General features: G+C 48.1%; 15 protein-coding genes. 9 read left to right on the plus strand and 6 right to left on the minus strand.

Annotation, left to right across the window (positions count from 1 at the left end; all coding sequences use genetic code 11):
- Nucleotides 1-176 precede the first annotated feature (176 nt).
- The 4 genes from pbpC to BQ8014_RS16385 all read right to left on the minus strand — a co-directional run bounded on the left by pbpC (nt 177) and on the right by BQ8014_RS16385 (nt 11,214).
- Entirely contained in the window at nt 177-2,513 is a 2,337-nt protein-coding gene (gene pbpC, locus BQ8014_RS16370; protein WP_080905295.1) for a penicillin-binding protein 1C, read from the minus strand.
- Between the two features lie 53 nt (nt 2,514-2,566).
- Nucleotides 2,567-3,451, minus strand: a complete 885-nt coding sequence (locus BQ8014_RS16375; protein ID WP_080905296.1) for an Rpn family recombination-promoting nuclease/putative transposase — start codon at nt 3,449-3,451, stop codon at nt 2,567-2,569.
- A 107-nt stretch (nt 3,452-3,558) separates the two neighbouring features.
- Nucleotides 3,559-9,156: an alpha-2-macroglobulin family protein gene (locus BQ8014_RS16380; RefSeq protein WP_080905297.1), complete on the minus strand. Its 5,598-nt coding sequence runs from the start codon at nt 9,154-9,156 to the stop codon at nt 3,559-3,561.
- Nucleotides 9,157-9,300: 144 nt separating this feature from the next.
- Nucleotides 9,301-11,214 carry a BNR-4 repeat-containing protein gene (locus tag BQ8014_RS16385; RefSeq protein ID WP_234998072.1) on the minus strand — a complete coding sequence of 638 codons (1,914 nt, stop codon included), beginning with the start codon at nt 11,212-11,214 and terminating at the stop codon, nt 9,301-9,303.
- A gap of 270 nt (nt 11,215-11,484) precedes the next feature.
- Between BQ8014_RS16385 and BQ8014_RS16390 the strand changes: the two genes are divergently transcribed.
- Both BQ8014_RS16390 and BQ8014_RS16395 read left to right on the plus strand, forming a co-directional pair.
- A complete protein-coding gene (locus BQ8014_RS16390) occupies nt 11,485-13,191 on the plus strand; it encodes an alpha-amylase family glycosyl hydrolase (RefSeq protein WP_080905299.1) in 1,707 nt (568 codons plus the stop codon).
- A 106-nt stretch (nt 13,192-13,297) separates the two neighbouring features.
- Nucleotides 13,298-14,239 carry a ribose-phosphate pyrophosphokinase gene (locus BQ8014_RS16395; protein ID WP_080905300.1) on the plus strand — a complete coding sequence of 314 codons (942 nt, stop codon included), beginning with the start codon at nt 13,298-13,300 and terminating at the stop codon, nt 14,237-14,239.
- A 180-nt stretch (nt 14,240-14,419) separates the two neighbouring features.
- On the opposite strand, the gene BQ8014_RS16400 is transcribed toward BQ8014_RS16395, so the two are convergent.
- Together BQ8014_RS16400 and BQ8014_RS16405 are read right to left on the minus strand one after the other, a co-directional pair.
- Entirely contained in the window at nt 14,420-15,913 is a 1,494-nt protein-coding gene (locus tag BQ8014_RS16400; protein ID WP_080905301.1) for a succinate CoA transferase, read from the minus strand.
- Nucleotides 15,914-15,940: 27 nt separating this feature from the next.
- Nucleotides 15,941-16,351 carry a hypothetical protein gene (locus BQ8014_RS16405; protein ID WP_080905302.1) on the minus strand — a complete coding sequence of 137 codons (411 nt, stop codon included), beginning with the start codon at nt 16,349-16,351 and terminating at the stop codon, nt 15,941-15,943.
- 92 nt (nt 16,352-16,443) lie between these two features.
- On the opposite strand from BQ8014_RS16405, the gene miaB reads away from it, so the two are divergent.
- From miaB to folK, 7 genes are all read left to right on the plus strand, one after another.
- Nucleotides 16,444-17,811, plus strand: a complete 1,368-nt coding sequence (miaB, locus tag BQ8014_RS16410) for a tRNA (N6-isopentenyl adenosine(37)-C2)-methylthiotransferase MiaB (RefSeq protein ID WP_369808832.1) — start codon at nt 16,444-16,446, stop codon at nt 17,809-17,811.
- A 132-nt stretch (nt 17,812-17,943) separates the two neighbouring features.
- Nucleotides 17,944-18,822 carry a cell division protein FtsX gene (locus BQ8014_RS16415; protein WP_080905304.1) on the plus strand — a complete coding sequence of 293 codons (879 nt, stop codon included), beginning with the start codon at nt 17,944-17,946 and terminating at the stop codon, nt 18,820-18,822.
- 23 nt (nt 18,823-18,845) lie between these two features.
- Nucleotides 18,846-19,103, plus strand: a complete 258-nt coding sequence (locus tag BQ8014_RS16420) for a DUF3098 domain-containing protein (protein ID WP_080905305.1) — start codon at nt 18,846-18,848, stop codon at nt 19,101-19,103.
- A gap of 2 nt (nt 19,104-19,105) precedes the next feature.
- Nucleotides 19,106-19,900: an undecaprenyl-diphosphate phosphatase gene (locus BQ8014_RS16425; protein WP_080905306.1), complete on the plus strand. Its 795-nt coding sequence runs from the start codon at nt 19,106-19,108 to the stop codon at nt 19,898-19,900.
- Nucleotides 19,900-20,589 carry a tRNA pseudouridine(55) synthase TruB gene (truB, locus tag BQ8014_RS16430; RefSeq protein ID WP_080905307.1) on the plus strand — a complete coding sequence of 230 codons (690 nt, stop codon included), beginning with the start codon at nt 19,900-19,902 and terminating at the stop codon, nt 20,587-20,589. The genes BQ8014_RS16425 and truB overlap by 1 nt, the downstream gene beginning before the upstream one ends.
- A 20-nt stretch (nt 20,590-20,609) precedes the next feature.
- Nucleotides 20,610-21,659: a tRNA preQ1(34) S-adenosylmethionine ribosyltransferase-isomerase QueA gene (gene queA / locus BQ8014_RS16435; RefSeq protein ID WP_080905308.1), complete on the plus strand. Its 1,050-nt coding sequence runs from the start codon at nt 20,610-20,612 to the stop codon at nt 21,657-21,659.
- Nucleotides 21,660-21,668: 9 nt separating this feature from the next.
- A complete protein-coding gene (gene folK / locus BQ8014_RS16440; RefSeq protein WP_080905309.1) occupies nt 21,669-22,136 on the plus strand; it encodes a 2-amino-4-hydroxy-6-hydroxymethyldihydropteridine diphosphokinase in 468 nt (155 codons plus the stop codon).
- The last annotated feature ends 137 nt before the right edge of the window (nt 22,137-22,273 follow it).

Below are 22,273 nucleotides of genomic sequence, written 5' to 3' on the forward strand. Positions count from 1 at the left end.
CATAGTTATGACTGCGTCCGTTCATAGTTATGATTGAATTCAGTCATAACTATCATTTTTTCAGTTGAAAGCAAATGACTTTTGACACGTCCTGTTGCTTTTGTCTAAGATGTTAAAGACATGATAATGGACACCGGCTAATTGTTCAGTTTTATTTGGGAGTGAATCAAACATCACTATAAGCTTACGGTGAAGGAAAGGGAGAGGGTATTACCTTCGTTGTCTACGACCGTGACGGAATGCCGGCCGGGAGACGGGTGAAGGCTAACCTTGTGGAAATCACGGGTGGCGGTCAGATATTCATCGTCGAGATGCCAATAGACCGTGGCGTCGGGATGGGTATGCGCCAATTCAAAGGTGACCTCTCCCCGGCTGCCGTCTAATTGTTTAGGCAGGTAGATTTGTGCATTCGGCTGCGGATAGATAAACTGCATCGTGCGCTGGCTGTCTTCCCCGCAACCGGAGAGAAAGGGAGGTAACGGGCGGTAATCCGCATGCTGTTTCTTATAATACCACTCCCAAACCGGGGGAAGCACGAACCAATTGCGTTGCACGGTCGCTTCCCGGCCGGCACAATTTTCGTAGACGCGATATCGTTCGTCCGCGCTTAAATGAATCCGGATATGGTACGGGCAGGGTTCCGTCTTAAGTCCGTTCGGACAAATCAGCACCGTATCGACCTCTTCGCAAAAGCGTCCTTTCAAATGTCCGGACTGCCGGCAAACCTCCGCTTCGACGAAAGCATCCGTCGGACGGTCAAACCACGGCGTCGACGGTAATAAATTGAACAGATCAAATAATATAGGACCTGCCGTCCGGGCGCCGGTCAGCCCTGCACGCCCTTCCCCCGAAGAGTTACCCACCCAGACGCCGACGGCATAGCGGGAAGTAACTCCCACCGCCCAGGCATCCCGGAAACCATAGCTGGTTCCTGTCTTCCAGGCAATCGGTTGAACGGAAGGAATGGTTCGCCAGTCGATTTCTTCCGGACGATTCACTTCTTGGATCGCCTCGAATGTCTGCCAAACCGCTCCGGGATGAAAGACTCCCGGCAAAGGACGCCGGCCGGTTGTATCGGCTGTCAGAAGACACTCCATACGAGGATCACCATTCAACGCCCGCGCCATGTCGGCATAAGCCGCCGTCACATCCCATAGTGTTGCCTCCGCTCCACCGAGAATCAGCGACAGGCCGTAGTGCGAAGCCGGACGCGTCAAAGTAGTCAATCCGATCCGTTTCAGGAAATCATAGAACTTCGGGACACTGTACCTCCGGAGCATCGCCACGGACGGCACATTAAGCGAACGGGCGATAGCTTCCGAAGCGGGCACAGCTCCGTCGAATTGCAGGTTGAAGTTTTGAGGGGCGAATCCGTTAATGTTCATCGGAATATCAGGAAGAAGCGTATGGGGTAAAATAACTCCCTCGTCCAACATCGCATAATAAAGAAACGGTTTCAGGATGCTGCCGGTACTACGCGGGGCGCGAATGACATCGACCTGATTGCCGGAAGCCGTTTCGTTGAAACGTACGTTCCCGCAATAAGCGATCGCTTGGTTTGTCCTCACGTCCAGCACCAAAGCGGCAATATTACGGATATCGCTTCGCCGTAATTCTTCCTGCCAACGATCCAGAAGGTCCTCTACTTGCTGCTGTGTACCGCGATCGATCGAAGAAACGGTCAGTTTTCCCGGCCGGGTCTGATAAAAATAACTAACTAAATGAGGGGCAATCTGCGGAAGGGGAAGCGGTTCCGACGGCAATACTTCGCTCAATGCCAAACGATAAGCAGAGGCGTCGATTATTCCCTGTTCCTCCAATCGCTTCAGCAAGCGGTTCCGCTTCCGGACAAGCGCCGTACGGTTTTTAGCCAGATGAATCATGGAAGGGGCATTGGGCAAAACGGCTAATGTCGCAGCTTCCGCCCAGGAAAGATGACGGGACGAATGCCCGAAATAACGCCAGGCGGCCGCATCCAGACCTACGACATTTCCCCCGAAGGGAGCATGCGAAGCATAAAGGCCTACTATTTCTTCTTTGGAATAACGGAATTCGAGACGGGTCGCCCAAACGGTTTCAATCAGTTTTTCCCAGAGGGTACGTTTCTCTCCCCGAGCCAAACGAACTACCTGCATCGTCAGCGTACTCCCTCCGCTTACGATTCGCTTCGCTTTGAAATTCTGAAGAAGAGCCCGTCCGGTTGCCAACGGATTCACGCCCCAATGGGAATAGAAATAACGATCCTCAAAAGCAACCAGGCAGGTGCGGAACTTCTCCGGCACCGTATCACAGGCCGGAAAGCGCCACTGTCCGTCGGAAGCGATCCGGGCCCCCAACAGTTCACCCTGCCGGTCGTTCACTACCGTTGCATATGGAACGGTAAAAAGCCGACGGGGAACGCAAAAGATGTAAATGATGAGCAGCAAAAGTAAGATCGCTCCCACCATGTATTGCCGACGGGAAAGACGGTGAGAAGGGAATTTTTGCCAAAACTTCAAAAACTTTTGTTTCATGGTAACCGTTCTTGTTCTTCCTGTTCGGAATAGGCAAAATCCCTCTGTCTCGATTAAAGTTTCTCTATTTCTTCCGAAGAAAGACCGGTGCTTTTAGCTATTTCGCCGGCGGGTAATCCCATCGCTTTCAATTTCCGGGCGATCTCCTTTTTCTCTTCCTCACGACCTTCGTGGAATCCTTCTTCATGGCCTTCATGGAATCCTTCTTTATGGGCGGTATCCACCGCATTCTTGATGTCGCGGTAGGCTTTCACACTCTCTTCGTATTCGCTGAGCTCCTGTGGAGTGAAGCGAGCGATCTCGGCTGCCCGGAACATATGTTCGAAGACGCGTTCCTGCAGGGCGGCCGGGCGTTCCATCAACCTTGTCAGATTACGCAAGACAAACATCCATTTGTCGAACATCGTCTCCAACAGATCTTCGGTCTTGTTGAACTTCGGTATCTCCAAGTAGATAAAGGTCAGCTTGTCGTAAAACACTTCCTTTCGCTCCACATCCATCAGCATCACCCGATGGTAGAAATATTCAGGCGAATAGCGGTCCTCCTCGAAGACAAAATTCAGGATGCCGATCGTATAGACTGCGGCCAGGCGGAAATCCCAGTCGCCCCGTTTCGCCTGCTCGCGGATAGGAAAGGTGGCATAAAAAACGCTGCGGTCTTTGAAAAACTGCTGATAGACGTTCTGCATTTCCACAATGAACTTCTCCCCCCGGTCGTTTTCGCAGTAGACATCGAAGATGGCCCGGCGTTCACCCCCGTAAGCACCCAGGTGTTCGTTGTTCAGATAGGTGACATCCACAACCGTTTGCTCACCATGCAAAAGGGCGTTCAGGAAACTGATCAACAATTCCTTATTCATTTCCGTACCGAAGAGTTTCTTGAACCCGAAATCGGTGTAGGGATTGACATACCGTTCTTTAAATCCTTCGATTCCCATAGTCTTTGTGTTTATTAACCCTTACCTGTCAAAATTACGCATTTTCTTTCATACTAATTTATAAAACAGGAAAAGATCAGAGCTTAAATAATCAAACAGGCTCGCTTCTATCTCGTCACCGTCACCCGGCCGGCTGCCGTGCGGGCATAGACCGTGGGGTCGTACATAGCTTCGCACTGGATGGCCGGTAGAACAAAGGTTCCGGCATAGGAAGCTTGTATGCGGATGCGGAAAGTCTTCGACTGGCTGACACCCAAATCGAAATAGGTCAGTACCCGGTCGTCCCGCAAATCCTGATAGGTGTAAGCCGGCCGCGTTTCGTCCCCCTGAATCAACCGTTCGTTGAAGATTTCCCAACCGGAAGGAAGAATATGCGTCAATGCCAGATGATTATAATCTTGGATACCACTCGTATTGGAAACTTTGACTACGGCGATGAAATCGCTCCCCTGCCGGAGGCTCTCAACCGATAGCGGTACGCCACCCAGATCGGTATAGTGAACATCCAAACGGAGGTTTTCCGCTTTCGCCGGGGCTTTGTCCACAACGGGCCTTGTCTTGGATACCAAATTCACAAAAAGGGAACCCTTTCCGTGGTTGGTCAACGTCAGCAACCCGCTTGCCGGTTGGGTCGATAGATTCGTTTCATAAACAGCCTTCGCCGACTTGACTGCGGCCTGCTTTTTCCCGTTCAATGTCCAGGCATACTCAATCGATCCGGCCGACTTCTCCGCCAATCGTCCCATTGCCAATAAAGAGAAGGCGGTAGACTGTGTATCAAACGCACCTTCCCTGGAGAGGGAAGCCGATATTTTCTGTGCCTGCTTGAATGCTTCCGCTTCTTTTCCCAATAGAACGAGCGTTTCGAGGATAATCGCTTCATCCCGCAAAGCCGAACCATAGGTCGGATTATTCGTTTGATAGGGCTCTATATCGGTCTTTGCATTAAACACCAATTCGTTGGCCGCCTGCATCTTTCCGCTTAAAGCATAAGTCGCTGCCAAAACCCATTTGGCTTGAAGGGAGAGCTCTTTTACTTCCTTGAGGCGATTCATAGCTCCTGCTTCCGGCGCTCCGGCCACCGCCAAAGAATAGAGCCGGTAGGCTTGCAAGAGATCGTTCTGAGAAGAATAATAACGCGTATCGGTCTGCGTGAAACTCCAATTCTGTGCTGCACGTCGCTGATAAGCTTTCCATCGATTCAAAACGCCGTCATTGACGGCATAGCCTTTTTCTTTCGCCAAAGCAAGGAAAACACCGGTATAAGAGGTAATCCATTCTTCCGCTACCGAATGTCCCGGCCAATAGACCAATCCTCCATTTGGCAGTTGCCGACCGTAACAGTTCCGAATAGCTTCCTGTATATTCGTTTTGATGGCAGTTGCTTCCTTCTCATCCAGTTCCTTGAATTGGGAGGCGAAAAGAAGAGGCAGTGCCCGGGAGACTAATTGTTCCGTGCAATAATGCGGATAGTCGTATAAGAAATCAAAACGGCGGGCCAAATCGACCGAAGGGATGCGCGAAACTTCCAGCTTCACCCAGGAATCGGCAGTTGATATGCCGGGAGTTAGTTGATAAGAAAATTCACCTTGTTCGCCGGAGCGGAGCAGTTTGCTTTCACCGGAAATAATCGGTGGGTTCGGATTACGCACCTCAATCTCCATGGTTTCTTTGGAAGTCATTCCGTTACCGGAAGCGGTTACCGTCACTCTCTCAACGCCGGTAGTCGCTCCCGAGTTGAGCGTAAAATAGACCATCTCGTCTCCCGGTTCTTTAAAATGAAGCGATTGAAGCCCCCCTCCGTTTAACTTCAGCTTGCCGGTTGTTTCGACTTTTACCGTCACGTCTTTAACCTGTTTTTCCATAGCAAAAACATTGACCGGCAGTTGAATTTCTTCTCCCGTACTGACGACACGCGGCAAGGTAGGTAGCACCATCAACGGCGTACGAACCGGCACGCTCTTTTCCGCACTTCCGTAAGCTCCGTTTTGTCCGGCAATAACCATCACACGTACCGAACCGATATAACTCGGCAATTGCAAGGTATGTGCCTTTACCTGTCCCTTTCCTAATGCAAACGGACCGTAAAACAGAACGACAGGCTTGAAGCGGTTTGCCTTGGCTTCCGAAGGCTTCAACGTCTCATCGCCTCCGATGCTGAACAATGAGCCGTATTTACCACCGAAGGCGCCGATGACATAATCGAACATATCCCATGTACGGATACCGAGCGCTTCGCGGGCATAGAACTCGCCCCACGGATCGGGTGTCTTGAAGTTAGTCAGGTCAAGCAAACCATCGTCTACAATCGCCAGCGTATAGGTCATCGGTTTCCCGTTTTGCTCACGCACCTGAACGGTAAAGTTTGTTTCCGGCCTCAAGACTTCCGGCAGGGTAAGCTTCGGTGAGAGCTTCGACGCTTTGTTATTGACAAAGACAGGGATTACGCCATACATACGAATCGGTAAATCGTTAGCCGTCTGGGCATGCGGTTGCAGGAGACTGATATGCAAATAACAGTTCGGAGCCATTGCTTCCGTTACTTTAAAAGTATATTTCGTATCTGCCTGGCCTCCGACTTGAATCCATTCCCGTTGCAAGACAGTGGAACCGTTCTCTAAAGCGACGAGCGCCCGCCCGGTCGCCGGCGAAGGTACGATGACGGTTACTTCCTCCCCAACTTCATATTCGGATTTATCAGTAGAGAAAGCGAGCATCGTAATACCGCTCGGGTCGGTCTTACCGGAACGTCCCCGCCAGGAAGGCCAATCCACATAAACCGTTCCTCCGGAAGCATGACCGCTACCGGGGTCTTTAACGAAGACAAGATAGCGCCCCCAGTCGGGATAGGATATTTTGAATGGAATCTGCGCTTTACCGTTAACAGTGGCAAGTGTACCGCTGGCTATCGGCTTGGCAGAGGTGCTATTAACGTAGGACTCGAAAGATTCATCCTGATGTTCCCACCACCAACTCCAGCCTATTTTATAGATTTTGTATTCCAAATCAGTACGGTTCACCGGAAGTCCGTCTGCATTTAGTGTAACGATATCGAAAATATGTTCCTTGTCGGTCTCTATATAGCTACCGTCTTTGGCATTTTGATTCAGATTTACTCCTACATAAGAAGTAAAAGGTGAGAAAGGAAGAGTTTGGGTAAAAATACTGGCATCTCCTCCGGCTTCAAAAACACGGCAAGTGAGATGGGCTGTCAGCATGCCGGGCGCATTGCTCGCTTCAGGCAATTTCAGTTGAAAACGGGCCTCTCCTTCTTCATTCAGGCGCCCCTGAAAGACTTCGGATTTACCGGCAACGAATTGGGTTGCCGGATTATTGAAAATATAATTCTCATATCCCTTAAAAGTGGAGAACGCCTTAGTTAACGACATTTCAATCTTTGTCTCCAATCCGCGGGCTGTCGCACCAGTCAGCCAGGCGGAATGAAGCGAAGCGTGAATGCTGCCGTCCGAGGCATTCAGTCGTTTCCCCGGCAGAGTCAGGTTTATCTTCAAGCGGTTAGGCTTAACCATCTCTATGCGCAAGGATTTATGGAAAGCTGTCCCGCCGACCTTGACATAGGCGTTCCAAATGCCGGTCGGATCATCGGCATCAGTTGGGACGGCAAAGGTATAGAAACCATTAAGTCCCGACGTGGATACCTGTTTGTATTGAAACTGTCCGCGGGGATTATAAACCTCTAACGAAACGGGATGTGTCGTTGGAATTTTATGCGTCCGGTCATTCAGAATAAAAGAAAGATGCAGGGTATCTCCGGGGCGCCAGACTCCACGCTCTCCGTAAATATAGCCTTTCAGTCCTTTCTGTGTTTCTTTTCCGCCTACGTCGAAGCGGCTTAACATATTTTCCTCACCGTCCACTAATCGCAAATAAGTCTTTTGGTTATCGAAGGAAGCAACCAGAACAAAAGGTTTTCCCCGGGTTTCCATGGCGGCAAAGCCTTTTTCATCCGTTCTCGTCGTACCGACAACCTGCAACTGATAGTTATAGGCCGTTACGGATGCATTACTTACCGGATTCGTCGTCAGCAAATCGGTCACTGTAACCCATAATTGGTTAGCACTATTTCCTTTCACAATCACACCTAAATTGGAAGCCATCACATTGCAACTTGCTGTCCGGTTTGTCCCCATAAAATAGGAAGGATGGCAAGGATTATCGACTTGTTTCCAATCGTATACATTCCAGTCAATCGACACATAATCGAAATAATAAGCATTCGGTTGATCCCAGATTTCTTCCTCTTCTTCCGTCAGTCCTTCCGAAACGATCGGAATTACACCTTGCGCCGGGTTCCCGGTTGCAGGATCGTCTGCTTCCACATTACCACCGCAGGGATAAACGGAATAAGCTTGCTTAAACGAAAGAGAAATCCGGTAAATAGCGCCGGGTTCCTGCTTAAAGAGTTTGGAGAGATCAATCGAATAATTTCCCCAAGCATGCAGATTCTGAGAGGGATCCCGGTCAAGGTGCAAAGTCTCTTGATGTATCAACCGACCGGAACGCCGGATTTCCGAAGCCATATTCAAAGAGTTCGACTGCAGAAACATCAGAATATTATTCTCATAAATGCGTATGACTTTCAAATCGACAGCCGAAAGATTGACCGCCCGGAAAGGAAGGATCAGATTTTTGGAATCGGGCAGGATCGTCCCCGAATAGGGAATTTCGACTGCCGGTTTCAGAGCCTCCACTGAAAGGGAGACGGTGGAAGAAACCTCCAAAGGTTCTTCAGCCTCATTTCGGATACCTCGGTTAATATTCAGCGTAAGCGTCGATTGATCCGTCTTCTCAAAGAAGACATTAACTTTGTTGTCCTGCACCTGAAAAACCGTATGGCTAAGTTCAGGTATGGAAATCAATCCGGTCAGATCCTGCATCGCAGAGACCGGATCGGAGAAGATGACCTGCAGCCCGTTCTCAGGCTGGTCGATCATCCGGGCAAAGAGAAAGCGGAAAGGCTTCAGCGCCGGTATTTCGACCGTCTGCTTTTCTTCCCTATCGACGCCCACCGCCTTGCCGTTCACCTTTATTTCGACCTTCTCCTCCTTCTTTCCCTTTTTTATCTTCGGAACGGAGAAAAGAAAGACTGTCGAAGGCTTCCCGGAGTCAATCTCCACCTTTAAAGGCTGCTTATCCGTAGACATGACGGAAATCATTTGCTTCACTTGTTCGGGCTCCATTACATCGCTGAAACGGATCCGCCCCCTCAACGTTACGAAATCGGACTGTCCCGATAAGACATCCATAGGCAACAAATCGACCGTAAAATCCCTTTTTACCACCCGGAAAGAGAAGCGGAATGTCTTCAACTTAGATACAACTTCCACCACTTCGCCCAGACGGAATTGCGCGCTATAGATCGCTCCCGGCTTCAGTTGCCCGGAGTCCGGCACGAACTCGATCGTTTTATTATTTATCCAATAGGCTTTTCCCTTCAACGAGGGACTGAACTTGAACAACTCTTTCTCCAGTTCCGCATTCAGCTCGACGGCCGGCTGTTCCCGCGTCAGATGAATCTGTATCGTAGAGGTCGTGGAGATCACGCCTCCCGTATAAGCGTTGATATAAGGAGCATACTCGGCCGAAGGAACCACCTCTTTATTTTGTCCGCAGGAAGTAAGCGCAAGGATTGCGACACAAAGCGAAACGAGGAGACTATATGCAAAATTCGAATTTTGTTTCATCCTTTTTTCATTTTTAGTATAAAGGCAAACTTACATAAAAATACCGACTCATTAATGCGGCCAAGGAGAAACCGTTCTCTCTTTATTACAACTCTTTCCCATACCGCGACAGTAGCAAAACGTTGCAACGGCAACGCCTTTTGTTTACTTTTGAAAATCCAATGATTTTATTTCATCCTGGGAAAGCGCGCGGTTATAAATGCGAAGACCTTTGACCATACCCTTGAAGCCTCCAAGGTCGATTTCCCCGAGCGATAGGTCGGCTACATCTACCGACTGGTCGATCAATCCGTTGACATACGTTCTCAGTATCCCGTTCTCATAACTCAGGGCGAGACGGAAGGTATTGAACTTTTCAGGTATATACCAAAGACCGCTCGTTCCGCGCCTTTCCGACTTCCAACTGTCGGAAGTACCGAACACATTGGAGCTGGAGTAAGTCTTGTTTCCTACCTTTATATAAGGTTTGGGCAACTCTCCCGGATCGACGCCGTATTTGAGAGTCCCGATCTTCAACAAAATGCCGTAATAAAAATCGTGATCGATGGAAAGGGATAAGGCAACGGTAAACGCCTTTGACCCGGCAACCCGGTAGGTCTTTATCGTATCCTGCGAGACCCTTCCCGGCGTTTCGCGCTTCAGCAGACCTTTTTCCAGATGAATCTCACCGGCAGGAATCGGGAAATTGGCTTTTATGCCCGTCAGATAGCCCGGGCGCAAAGGACTGACGACCCAGTCATAATAATCGCCATACATCCAGGATAACAACGGTTTACCATCCTTGCCGGATATCACGAAGGGTCGTACATTGTTTTTGGGAGAATCGAAAGTCAACTGTTCGGTCGACACCAATTTGCCGTCCGCATCCAATGTATACTTCTTCAGTTCGTACACCTTTCCGTATTTCCCTTCTACAGGAACCGAGGCGTAAAAGATGCGGTGGTTCTCCTTATCGATGGCGATGCCTCCGCTATAGCATTTTTCGATATCCGGAGTCTGGTGGAAATGGCCTCCGGCATTGTCGAGAAAGGTTTTCCTCCACGTTGTCCCCGTCCATTCGACATGATAATAACTATGAGCCTCCTTATCTTCGCTGATCCTGGCCATTGCGATCACCGGATGTTCCTCCTGATCGATCGCCACTTCCCAAATCCAATTGCGATAAGGTGAATCTTCTGCTACGGCATACGGATAGCTGTTTTTATAGGTTTCGGTCGCATCCACATCGTGCAAAGTTCCACTCCCGATCGTTTCCAAACGGTTCCCTTTTATATCTTTCAATTCATGCGAATTAATATCGATCGAATTGAGATAGACATAGTTTACGCTCTGGTTATCGGGATGGGTCGTCGTGTAGGCCATATAGATCTTATCTTTGCCGTTCGATACATACTTTGCATAAGGCCTTACTCCACCTGCTCCTTTCTTGGAACGAACGATCTGGTAAGGGCCCCAGTCGAATTCCGTCCGGTCGTTCTGATCCGGCAGGGTCAGGCGGGCGATCGTCGGATGCCAGCCGATTCCTCTCCAGCATAGATAGATGTGATCCGGGTCGTCAGACAGAATAAAGGGTGACGGATAAGTTGTATTTTGGGCGGTAGCAAGCCGGACTTCCCTGCCTAACGTGGTAATATCTCCCGGTTTTTGGGAAATGCGATAATAAAAACAAGGCTCATCGTTATGACGCGAATAAAAGATCATAACGCGTTCGTCAGGCAACACGAGGAAAGTCGGATTATCATGGTCATCCGGCTGGAAATAGGAACGGATGAGCACTTCATCCGCCTTATTCGTTCGATGATCGATCTGCGTCGCCTTAATATTACCCTGCGTATCGATGTAACCGATATAGGTACGATGAATCGTTCCCGCTTTATTTGCGTAAGTGAGCGCTCTCGGGTCGGCAAACCAGCACCAAGCGCCGGTTTTGGTTACGGTGCTGACGGATATTTCATGCAAAGGACGTGAGTCGGTTCTTTCTCCCGAGCGGCTTTCCCCAAATGAACTGATAACGGATACGGCAAAGCAGAAAAACGAGAATAGTATTATTTTACGCATCATTAAATATCTAAAATGTAATATCCGGCAATATAACCTATTTTCCGGGAACTTTCAAAAATTCATAAAAGAAAATTCTTTTCCACCATAAGTAGAATGAAACCATGACATTCCGATTCCAAATTCAGCTAAAAAATATAAAAAAGTCTCTCCTACGAAAAAGAAAAAGCTACGCGAATGAACATATTCAGTAGTATATTATGTTTTTAAATAAAAAAAACGCATATTTGTAGAGGTTACGTAAGATTCAGGCAGAAAGGGGCAAAAGATATGGAACAAAATAAAAAGGTTATATACCAAGCATTTCCCCGTTGGTTTGGAAACGATTACCGTTCCCCAATCCCCAACGGAACAATTTCCGATAATGGAGTAGGAAAATTCTCGTCGTTCACCCCGAAGGCTTTAAAAGCAATCCGGGAATTAGGCGCAACGGATATTTGGTATACCGGCGTACTTGAACATGCGACAAAGACAGACTATACCAACTATGGCATCCGGAAGGACCATCGCGCCATTGTGAAAGGAAAAGCCGGTTCTCCCTATGCTGTCAAGGATTACTTCGATGTGGACCCGGATCTGGCGGATTCGGTTCCCGGACGAATATCCGAATTTGAAGCGTTGGTCAAACGGACCCATGACGCCGGGATGAAAGTCATCATCGATTTTGTCCCCAATCATGTAGCCCGTCAATATTATTCGGATGCAAAGCCTCCGTTTATTGACGATCTCGGGCAACACGACGACCCGTTTGTCGCTTTCGCCCCCAATAATAATTTTTATTACCTTCCTCTGCAAACCCTCGATCTTAAATTCGGCATATTACAAGATGATTTTGAATACAGCGAATTTCCGGCAAGAGTAACGGGAAATAATTGTTTCTCCGCTTCTCCCGGCAAAGACGATTGGTATGAAACCATTAAGCTGAATTATGGAGTGGACTATATGAACGGGGGCATCCGCTATTTCGACCCGATTCCCGACACTTGGACTAAGATGCTTCAGGTCCTGGAATTCTGGACCGGTAAAGGAGTGGACGGTTTCCGGTGCGATATGGCCGAGATGGTTCCGGTTGAATTCTGGCATTGGGTCATTCCCAAGGTAAAGGCATTGAAAGAAGTCTTTTTTATTGCAGAAGTATATAACCCGGAAGAATACAGTAACTACATCTATACCGGAGGATTTGACTATTTGTATGATAAGGTCGGACTGTATGATACCTTGCGTAAGGTTATCTGCGGGCAAGCGCCGGCGGCCGAAATCACAAAGTGCTGGCAGGCAGTCGAGGGAATACAACCGCACATGCTTTACTTTCTTGAAAATCACGACGAGCAACGCATAGCTTCCGACTTCTTCGCGGGGAAAGCGGAAGCCGGTATCCCCGGACTGCTGGTCTCCGCCCTGATGAATACAAATCCGGTACTGATCTATAGCGGTCAGGAACTGGGAGAACGGGGCATGGACGAAGAAGGATTCAGCGGATTGGACGGCCGGACAAGTATTTTCGATTATTGGAGCGTCAAAAGCCTTTGGCAATGGAGCAACGGAGGGGCCTATGACGGAGGCCTGCTTCCGGATGAACAAAAACAATTGCGCAAGGACTACCGCAAAATCCTGAACATCGCCAGCAAGGAAGCAGCCGTAACAAAGGGTCTTTTTTATGACCTGACTTATGCAAATATGGCGAACAACGGGTTCAATCCCAAACGCCAGTTTGCCTTCATACGCAAATATGAGAACGAAGTACTGCTGGTGGTTGTGAATTTCGATACTTCCAGGCAATCCGTGCGGATAAGGATACCGGAGGAAGCTTTCACCTTTTTAGGCATCGAAGACAACCAGGCGGCTCACATACAAAACCTGTTGTCCGGGAAAAAGGAAGGCATTGCCACCCTTACAAGCGCCTATCCCTACGAATTGACGCTCCCTCCCTACGGCGGCGCGTTACTCAAATTTACCTACGACACGGAAACAAAGTAATGATATCTCAGTTAAAAGATTGTATGAGATAGAATGTACGTGCGAGAAGTTTTGTACTTTTGCATTCAAATCGGTATATTCACAAATTAGAGATATAATAAATACAATGAGTGCACATACTCCTTTTTTAGTCTTTTCAGGAACCAATTCCCGCTATCTGGCAGAAAAAATTTGCAACACGCTCGGTTGTCCCTTAGGTAAAATGAACATCCAGCAATTTGCAGACGGAGAGTTTTCCGTTTCGTATGAAGAATCGATCCGGGGAAAAGATGTTTTCCTGGTACAATCAACGTTCCCCAACTCAGACAACCTGATGGAGTTGCTATTGATGATGGATGCAGCTAAACGTGCTTCGGCACATTCGATTATTGCCGTGATTCCCTATTTCGGATGGGCCAGACAAGATCGTAAAGATAAGCCCCGCGTTTCCATCGGAGCGAAACTGATCGCGGATATTTTAGGCGTTGCCGGGCTTAACCGGCTTATCACAATGGATTTACACGCAGATCAGATACAAGGGTTCTTCAACGTGCCGGTGGACCACCTTTATGCCTCTTCCGTTTTTTTAAATTACATAAAAACTTCCCTTCCGCTGGACAACTTGGTTATTGCAACTCCGGATGTCGGAGGAACCAAACGAGCCAGCACTTATGCCAAATACCTGGGGATACCACTGGTTATCTGCCATAAATCCCGCCTGCGCGCCAATGAGGTAGCGGAGATGCGGATCATCGGAGATGTCGCCGGACAAGATGTACTGCTGGTTGACGACATCGTCGACACGGCAGGCACCATTACCAAAGCGGCCGATTTAATCATGCAGAACGGAGCGAAGTCCGTGCGTGCGCTTGCCAGCCATGCCGTCATGTCGGATCCGGCCTCCCTGAGAGTCGATCAGTCCGCCCTTACGGAAATGATCTTTACAGATTCAATCCCTTATCCGAAAAAATGCGAAAAGGTGGTTATTCTCTCCATCGCGGAAATGTTTGCAGAAGCGATCCGTCGCGTCTGCCACGATGAATCCATCAGTTCCTTGTACGCAATATAAGAAAAAAGAACCGATAAAAGAGGCTGCCTAAAAAGCATTACGCCACCCTGAAAAAGGAGTATACTCAATGAATTGATTGAGTATACTCCTTTTTGAAATTGAGTATACTCACGGAAAAAATCGAGTGCACTCGATTTTTTCCGTACAAATTGTGACTTTTGGGACGGTTCCTGTATGGTACTACCTGTATTTACTCCAATCGACCAGACGCATATCTCCGCTCTTCTCCAATTCCTGGTGAAAAGCGAAACAGCATTTTAAGTTCTGGGGGATGTGCCCTTTAATTCCCATCTCGAGATATTCTTTTAAGAGCGGGCGATAGTCCGGATGAGCGCAATGCTCGATGATGGTGTGCGCCCTTTGTACAGGAGATAGCCCCCGCAGGTCGGCAACCCCGTATTCCGAGATAATAATGTTGACCGAGTGTTCGCTATGATCTAAATGGGACACCATAGGGACAAAGGCGCTGATCTTTCCGTCTTTTGCCGTGGAAGGCGTGGTGAAGAGAGACAGTCCGGCCGCGCGGGTAAAGTCGCCCGAGCCGCCGATTCCGTTCATCATTCGTGTTCCCAATACATGAGTTGAATTGATATTACCGAAGATATCCGCTTCCAAAGCAGTATTAATAGAGATCACCCCAAGGCGCCGGATGACTTCCGGATTATTCGAAATTTCCGAAGGACGAAGCAATATCCGCTGTTTGAAGAAATCGAGGCGTTCATAAATCTGATCCAACATCGGATTACTAACCGTCAGGGAGCATCCGCTGGCAAAGGTAACCAATCCCTCGTCCATCAGTTTGATAACGGCATCCTGGATTACTTCCGTATAGACTGTAAACGGAGGAATCGTCTTGTTCTCTGCCATGCATCCAAGTACGGCATTCGCCACATTGCCGACTCCGCTCTGTACCGGGCTGAACTCCTTCGGCAGTCGTCCGGCCTTCAGTTCATAAGCCAGGAAGTCGACGACATTATGTCCGATCGCCAGCGTAACCTCATCCAGTGGGGTGAATTTTCCCCCTTCTCCTTCGTTTTCGGTAACGACCACACCGGCAATCTTTGCCGGATCGACCTTCACAAAAGGTACGCCGATACGGTCGGACGGGGAATAAATCGGTATCTCCCTCCGGTAAGGAGGATCTTTCGGCTCATAAATGTCATGTATTCCTCGTAGCTCTTTCGGATGTTTACGATTCAATTCAATAAATATTTTGCCTGCCAGATGGCTAAGGGTAGGTACGATCCCTACGGCATTTGTCAGGATAATTTCGCCGCTTTCAGTGACATCCGCCGCTTCGAAGACCGCATAATCCACTTTGCCGAGAAAGCCGTATCGCAGATATTGGGCCAACTCAGACAAATGCAGATCGAAATAATCCAGTTGACGTTCATTGATCGAAGCACGCAAGTCCTTATTCGTCTGGTAAGGAGTCCGGAACTTTATCGCTTTAGCACGGGCCAAAGCGCCATCCAAACGGTCTCCTGACGATGCTCCGGTAAAAATCCCAATCTGGAAAGGATTTCCCTTTTCATGTTCTTCGATTGCTTTTTGGGCGATAGCTTCCGGAATGGTTTTCGGACAGCCGGCATGCGTAAATCCGCTAAAACCGACACGATCCCCATGTTTGATAAACGACGCGGCCTCTTCGGCCGTAATGTACTTTAATGCCATAAGTTAGAAGGTTAATTAGAATAGATTTCAGTATTTTCGATTGAATATTTCCGAATATATAATTGCTTTTTTGAGTTCATCTATATCTCTAAAATCCAGTTTCTCTCCAAGGAAATGCTCCTCTTCTATAGGAAATAGAGAATTTGTCGACTGGGCTTTTCTCCTGATTTCGCTGTCTCCTTCAGAAGTGAGCAGAAAAGGGGAAGGAGTTGGCTTTGGCTTTTCTTTGATTACAGGAATAGGTTTAGGAGGAGAAACGTTTTTTTTCTTTTCTTCAAACTCCCCAAACAATTCCCTTAAATCGGGTATGCCGGCCGGAGTCGGATTCTGTTTACGCGCCTCTCTCTCTTTCTTTTTCTTCTTATCGGCACTAAAGATACCACTGACGGCAATCACTCCCAAAATAAGAATATAAATCAAATCGCCCAAGTTGTCCATAACTTTATTTACTTTTGCAGTCCAAATATAGACATTTATATAGAATGTACTAATTAGATCGTTTTAATATTATTTAATTATAGAACCGAATGATGAATCAAGACAAAGAGGCAGACTTAAAATCTGCTGTCGAAGAAAAAGAAAATCGGATGCTCTATATCGAAACCTATGGTTGCCAGATGAACGTGGCGGACAGCGAGGTGGTCGCATCCGTGATGCAGACCGACGGATATTCAGTGACCGAAAAGTTGGAAGAAGCCGATGCTATCTTCGTGAATACCTGTTCTGTTCGAGACAATGCGGAACAACGGGTGTTAGGAAGATTACAATATTTCCAATCATTCCGCAAGAAAAACAAATCGCTGATTATCGGCGTACTGGGTTGCATGGCCGAACGTGTACGCGAAGAACTGATTAATGAGCACCGGGTTGATCTGGTGGTAGGCCCTGACTCCTATCTGGATCTGCCGAATCTGGTGGGAGCGGTCGAACGGGGCGAAAAAGCTATTAACGTGGAACTCTCCACCCAAGAAACCTACAAGGATGTGATTCCCCTCAAGCTGGGAGGAGTCCATATTTCCGGATTCGTATCGATCATGCGCGGCTGTAATAACTTCTGTACCTACTGTATCGTCCCTTATACCCGCGGGCGGGAACGGAGCCGCGACGTTGAAAGCATACTGAATGAAGTCCGCGACCTAAAAGCGAAAAACTACCGGGAGATCACGCTTCTGGGACAGAACGTAAATTCCTACCGGTTCGAACAAAACGGGCGTACGATCACTTTCCCTCTTCTGCTGGCACGCGTAGCCGAGGAAGTACCCGATATGCGCATCCGCTTTATGACATCACATCCGAAAGACATGAGCGACGACATGCTTTACGTCATAGCGGCGCACGACAATCTCTGCAAAGCAATCCACCTCCCCGCCCAGTCGGGCAGCTCGCGCATATTGAAAGTGATGAACCGGAAGTATACCCGCGAATGGTATCTGGACCGGATTGCCGCTATCCGCCGCATCCTCCCGGAATGCGCCATTTCGACCGATCTTTTCTGCGGTTACCATTCCGAAACGGAAGAGGATTATCTCGAAACGATCTCATTGATGCATGAAGTCCGTTATGATTCCGCCTTTCTGTTCAAATATTCCGAGCGTCCCGGCACGTATGCCGCCAAGCATCTGGCCGACGATGTCGCGGAAGAGGAGAAGGTGCGCCGCCTCCAGGGCCTGATCGACCTTCAGAACAAATTGTCCGAAGAGAGCAACCTGCGGGACATTGGGAAAGAATTCGACGTCCTGGTCGAAGGCTTCTCCAAACGATCCAGGGAGCAATTATTCGGACGCACGGAGCAAAATAAAGTTGTCATTTTCGACAAACGGAATTATCGTGTCGGCCAATACGTACGGGTGAGGATCGAACGCGCCACCTCCGCCACCCTTTTCGGCACGCCTGTATAATGGCACCGGTAGGTTAAAGAATGATAAATACCCCCTTTGTTTCATGAAATATTTGTTCTTTTGCCGTAAAATTGGGGAAGTTATATGATCTCCGACAAACTGATAATATAAGGTTTAATAAGAATATGTTGAATGGGTAAGAATAAGAAGGGTAATCCCGTTTCCTTTTTTAATTCCCGATTGATCTCTGTGGTAAGTATTTCACTGGTGCTATTTCTGCTCGGGTTGATCTTTCTATTGGGATTGCTGGGAAACCAGCTCTCCGATTATGTAAGAGAAAATATTTCATTCTCCGTTGTCCTGAAAGATGCCCAGGACGAATCGGACGCTGTCCGTTTGCAAAAACGCCTGGAGGCTTTACCTTTCATCAAATCGACCGAATATATATCCAAAGAGCAGGCAGCCAAGGAAATGGAAGATGAATTGGGTGAGAATCCCGAAACCTTTCTGGGCTTCAATCCATTCCAGGCTTCTATCGAAGTGAACTTAAACTCGAAATATGCCAATCCCGACAGCTTGCCGGCTATCGAGAAAAAGCTGACTTCCTACACGAACGTTTCAGAAATTCTTTACCGGAAAGATATGATGCAGATGGTGAATAACAACATCAAGCGGGTAGGGCTCGTTCTCCTGACCCTGGCAGCCGTGTTGATGGCCATCTCCTTCGTTCTGATCAGCAACACCATCCGTTTGCTCATCTATTCCAAACGGTTCCTGATTCAAACGATGAAACTGGTAGGAGCGACTTCCTCATTTATCCGGAGGCCCTTTATCCGTTATAACATAGTGAGCGGAATCATGGCCGGATTTCTGGCCATACTCATGCTGGCCGGCGCCTTGTACTATCTGCAGAACGAGTTGGGAGATTTGATGACGCTGATCGATCCCCAGATCTTGCTGATTGTTGCTGCCGTTGTGATGGGGCTGGGAATTTTCCTGTCGATTATTGCGACCTATTTCGCAGTGAATAAATACCTCCGGATGGACGGAGGAAAGATGTATTACGTTTAATAGACTAAAAAAAACAGATACCAATGGCTAAAAGAGATTTTGCTTTTGATAAAGAGAATTTTATCATTATCGGCATTGCAATCCTGTTGATTGTAATCGGTTTTGTGTTGATGAGTGGAGGAAGCTCTCCGGACGGAGTCTCTTTCAATCCTGAAATATTCAGCAAAAGGCGTATATCGGTCGCACCGGTCGTAACACTGGTCGGCTTCGGGGTCATGATCTTTGGTATTCTGGCACCCAATCGGATCCGGAAAGGAACGGATAAAGAGAAGAAAGCATAAGAATGGGTCTATTTGAGGCAATTATCATTGCAATCGTCGAAGGGTTAACCGAATTCCTGCCTGTTTCATCCACCGGACACATGATTATTACACAGGGATTGCTGGGGGTAGAAACCAATGAATTTGTAAAGGCATTTACCATCATTATCCAATTCGGGGCCATCCTTTCGGTGCTTGTACTGTATTGGAAACGCTTTTTCCAGTCCTGGACGTTCTACCTGAAGTTATTAGCCGGATTTATTCCGGCAGCCGTATTGGGGTTTTTATTTAGCGACAAGATAGACGAATTACTGGAGAATGTGACGGTGGTAGCCGTGATGCTGGTGTTGGGCGGTGTCCTGATGCTATTTGTGGACCAATGGTTCAATAAACCGGCGGAAAATCAACGTCTGAGCTATAAGAACGCCTTTTGGATCGGTTGCTTCCAATGTATCGCCATGATACCGGGGGTTTCCCGTTCGATGGCGACGATTGTAGGAGGCATGCAACGCGGATTAACGCGTAAGAACGCGGCGGAATTTTCTTTTTTCCTGGCGGTACCGACGATGGCAGCCGCAACCGGTTACAAACTGTTGAAATTATTGGGTTCGGAAAGCGGACTAGAGCTGCTGAAATCCAACTGGGATGTATTGATTATCGGTAATATCGTCGCTTTTGTCGTCGCTTTGCTGGCCATTAAATTCTTTATCGGTTTTGTAACAAAATACGGATTCAGGTTTTTCGGCTGGTATCGCATCGGAGTCGGTGGATTGATTTTATTGTTTATGGCATGCGGGTATGAATTAACGGTTTTATAATGGATTTTATCGAAGGAGAAGTACTTTTTTTTAATAAACCGCTGGATTGGACATCATTTGACCTGGTAAACAAGTTTCGCTACAAATTGTCGCGGAAGCTGAAAGTAAAGAAAATAAAAGTCGGACATGCCGGGACTTTGGATCCGAAAGCAACGGGCGTCCTGATCGTTTGTACGGGAAAAGCGACCAGGCGGATTGACGAGTTCCAGTATCAAACCAAGGAATATATAGCAACGTTGAAGCTGGGGGAGACGACTCCTTCCTTTGATCTGGAAAAAGAAGTCGATCAAACCTATCCGACAGAGCATATTACGAAAGATGGCGTGGAAAAGGTTTTGGCCTCGTTTGTCGGAACCATCCAACAGATCCCTCCGGTCTATTCGGCCTGCAAAGTAGAAGGGAAAAGAGCCTACGAAATGGCGCGAAAGGGAGAAGAGGTCGCACTAAAAGCCAAGACATTGGTGATCGATGAAATGGAATTGCTGTCATACGACTTCCCGGTCGTCCGGATACGGGTGATATGCAGCAAAGGCACCTATATCCGCGCATTGGCCCGCGATATCGGCGCAGCTTTGCAGTCGGGCGCTTACCTGGTCGGATTAGAGCGAACGAGAATCGGGGAAGTAACTTTGGATCAATGCATGTCGCCCGACGAGATCGACGCATTCCTGGAAAGAGAAATAAAATAATATAAAGAATACAGAAGAAGATGAAGCTTTCGAAATTCAAATTTAATTTGCCGAACAACCTGATCGCGATACATCCGTCGAAAAACCGGGATGAGGCAAGACTGATGGTGTTACATCGCAAAACGGGCGAGATCGAACATAAGATATTCAAGGATCTGCTGGGATACTTCGGAAAGAAGGACGTGTTTGTTCTTAACAATACGCGTGTTTTCCCGGCCCGCCTTTATGGAAATAAAGAGAAGACAGGTGCCCGCATCGAGGTGTTCCTGCTCCGGGAACTGAATGCGGAGATGCGGCTATGGGACGTCCTGGTCGATCCGGCGCGTAAAATCCGTATCGGTAACAAACTGTATTTCGGAGAAGATGACTCCATGGTGGCGGAAGTGATCGATAATACGACATCGCGGGGACGCACATTGCGTTTTCTTTTCGACGGGAACCACGACGATTTCAAGAAGACGTTGTATTCCCTGGGTGAAACACCGCTGCCCAAATACATCGACCGTCCGGTAGAGCCGGAAGATGAAGAGCGTTACCAGAATATCTTCGCTACGGAAGAAGGGGCGGTCGTGGCTCCCGCCGCCGGCCTGCACTTTAGCCGCGAATTGATGCGCCGGCTGGAGATCAACGATTGTACATTTACCTATCTGACCGTTCATTCGGGACTGGGTAATTTCCGCGAAATCGATGTGGAAGACTTGACCAAGCATAAAATGGACTCGGAACAGATGATTATCAACCAGGATGTGGTCGAAACGGTCAATAAGGCTAAGGATGAAGGCGGGCAGATCTGCGCCGTCGGCACTTCGGTGATGCGGGCGATCGAAACGGCTGTCAGCACGGACGGCCATTTGAAGGAATATGAAGGATGGACAAATAAATTTATTTTTCCACCTTATGACTTTAGCTTGGCAACCAGTATGATTACTAATTTCCACCTGCCGCTTTCCACCCTCTTGATGCTTACTGCCGCTTTCGGTGACTACGACCAAGTGATGGATGCTTACCAGGTGGCAATAAAAGAGAAGTACCAATTCGGAGCGTATGGCGATGCCATGCTGATCCTTTAAGAAGGGAAAATGGCGATTGCTTATTTGGGATTGGGTTCCAATCTCGGAAATAAACGGCATAACCTGATAAAGGCGGCAGCTTTGCTGGCTGAAAGGGGGGGAGACATCCTTGCCCTTTCGTCGTTTTACGAAACTGCTCCTTGGGGATTCGTTTCGGACAACTCTTTTCTGAACGCCGCCATGAAACTGGAAACCACTCTTTCTCCCCTGGAATTATTGGAAACGACGCAAGAGATCGAAAAAGAGCTGGGGCGGACGGAAAAGAGCAACAGTTCGGATTATCAAGACAGGGTCATCGATGTGGATTTGCTTTTATATGACGATCAGATTCTGCAAACTCCTGTTCTAACTCTTCCCCACCCGCATTTGCATGAGCGCCGTTTTGTTTTGGAGCCGTTGGCGGAGATTGCTCCGTTCTGCGTAGTTCCCGTCATAGGGAAATCCGTGGCGGAACTGCTGGAATTGCTCCGGGAGTAAATAGAAACGGAAAAGGGCGGCAACGAACCGTAAAAAAGGGTAGATTCCCTTTATTTATAAAATAATTTGTATATTTGCCCCCGAATTAGCGTGGATAGATTTGATTTGCTTGCAACCACCGGAAAAAATGCTAAAAG

The sequence above is a fragment of the Parabacteroides sp. Marseille-P3160 genome (genome assembly GCF_900162725.1).
GTDB lineage: Bacteria > Bacteroidota > Bacteroidia > Bacteroidales > Tannerellaceae > Marseille-P3160.